Source organism: Chamaesiphon sp. OTE_20_metabat_361 (assembly GCF_031364565.1).
This window is the reverse complement of the sequence record NZ_JANLWO010000879.1, coordinates 1-2055: the sequence shown is the minus strand read 5'-3', so window position 1 is coordinate 2055 and position 2055 is coordinate 1. Positions and strand designations below refer to the sequence as shown.

Here is a 2055-nt window from a genome sequence, read left to right as displayed (position 1 = left end):
AGTCGATCGCTTGTGCATGGAACCGCTCTCGGCAAGCGAACTCCAGACGACTAAGGATAAACTACTCGGGCAATATGCACTGGGCAAACAAACGAACGGACAGTTAGCCCAAACCTATGGCTGGTACGAGCTGTTGGGTTTAAGTACTAATTTTGACGTAGAATTCCACCAGGCAATCGATCGACTCACGTCACAGGAATTACTCACCGCCGCCGACAAATATCTCAGCCAACCCTATATTTCGATCGTCAGTCCCGAAGAACACGGCACGATCGCGATCGTCAATGACAAGTTATCGATCGTTTAAATTAATTGAGAATTGAGAATTTGTTTTTTAGGGTGGGGCTTAAATCCTCATCTTCAAAACCAAATTAATAATTATTAAGTATATCGGTACAATTATTTCAACCATTAGAATTATCTGAAACCCTGATGGTGGGCAGTGCCCACCCTACAAGGCTACAATTCTCAATTCTCAATTCTCAATTCTCAATTCTCAATTAACCCCTTACCTGCTGCTCGATCTGGCGCACGACAGTTAATGCCGAATAACTAACTCCTGCCGTACCTTCGCCGGGATGAGTAGAGTCACCCACCATCCACAATCCCTCGACGGGAATCCGCGTCGCGAAGCCAAATGGCCCGAATGTCGATACTCGTTGCCCGATGCCGCCGACGATGCCGCGATCGCGTCCGGTATAATGCTCGAAGGTGCGCGGCGTACCTGCTTCGGTGACGATAATATTTTCGGGTGCGAGATCGAAGTATTCACCCAATTTGGAGATCGCCGTAGCCGTGTATTCAGCTTTCATCTGTTCATAATCCACGCCCTCGGCGTACCATTTATGCGGATCGACAAATGATGAGGCAATAATCGTCGCCTTCCCGTCAGGCGCACGTCCGTCGCCGGGATGGCTGACAGAGACAAATAACGAATTATTTTCGCCGATGATGCCGTCGTAATCGTAGAGAAATTGTAAATGGGGCGGACATCCGGCGGGAATTGCCGCAGTTTTTACGCCTAAATACACCACAAATGCCCCCGAAGCTTGGGGTAAAGTTTTGACACGCGATCGATAGCCGTCGAGCGATAGCAAGGGAATCGGATGGGACTTAGGAGCCGCATCGCCGAGCAATCTGACTAAATCCTGTGCCGTGACATTTGCCACCACTTCAGCCGCAGATTCAGTCCAAGTTTCGTCCGTTTTTTGGTTGCGGATCGTGACACCTGTGATGCCATCCTCGTCACACTCGATCGATTCCACCGTATGCCGCATCAATAATTTGCCACCATCCCGCTCTAGCGACGCCACCAACCGATCGCTCAGCACCTGCATACTCCCCTGAAGGTGATACAGTCCTTGGGGGGTCTGTGACACGCCTAGCGCCGTTGCTGCATATAATAATGCCGTCTCAGCAGCGGTAACTTGGGAATAAAGCTTGAGTTGCAAATCCAGAAACGTCCGCAACCGTTTATCGCCACCTAGTCCAAACCAGTTGAGTGCATCCCCAACTGTAGACAGGGTAAAGGGTACGGTAATCAGCGTCCCGAGCCGGAGTGCGCCGACTAACTGCGACACATCCCACAGATTGCGCGGGGGTAAAATCGGGTCGCGACTTTGAAACTCCCAGCTCGCCTTAAATAATTGCTGTAAAAATTGCCAAAATGGCTCACTCCCTGGAAACTGCTGCTGGCGTTCGGCTTGCCACCGTTCGGGATCCCGCCAGACACTAATCGGCGTGGTTTCCCCCGGTAAAAATACCGCACAAGCCGGATCGCAAGGTGTCGCTGGCGGTAAGTCGATTTCTAATTCGCTGAAAATGCGGTGATGGATGCCGCCCGGTTCTAAGCCTGCAACTTGAGTCGCCCCGACGTCAAAAGTAAAGCCTTGGCGCTTGAATGTAGAGGCACAACCACCAGGCACGATCGCCCGATCGAAGATGGTTACTTCATAGCCACGTTTTGCCAATAATGCACCCGCTGTCAAGCCGCCGATGCCAGCACCAATAACTACAACTTTCGGAAATGAATTTGACATGGACGCGATCGGGAAA

The 2055-nt window shown here is 50.9% G+C and carries 1 protein-coding gene and 1 pseudogene; one reads left to right on the top strand and one right to left on the bottom strand.

The genetic code is table 11. From position 1 onward, the window contains the following. A pseudogene (locus RMO35_RS24695) lies at window positions 1–307 on the top strand (insulinase family protein); the annotation flags it as partial. Window positions 308–500: 193 nt separating this feature from the next. On the opposite strand, the gene crtD reads toward RMO35_RS24695, so the two are convergent. Then, the gene (crtD, locus tag RMO35_RS24690) at window positions 501–2039 is read right to left on the bottom strand and encodes a C-3',4' desaturase CrtD (RefSeq protein ID WP_309745333.1); all 1539 of its coding nucleotides are present in this window, start codon (window positions 2037–2039) and stop codon (window positions 501–503) included. Window positions 2040–2055 lie beyond the last annotated feature (16 nt).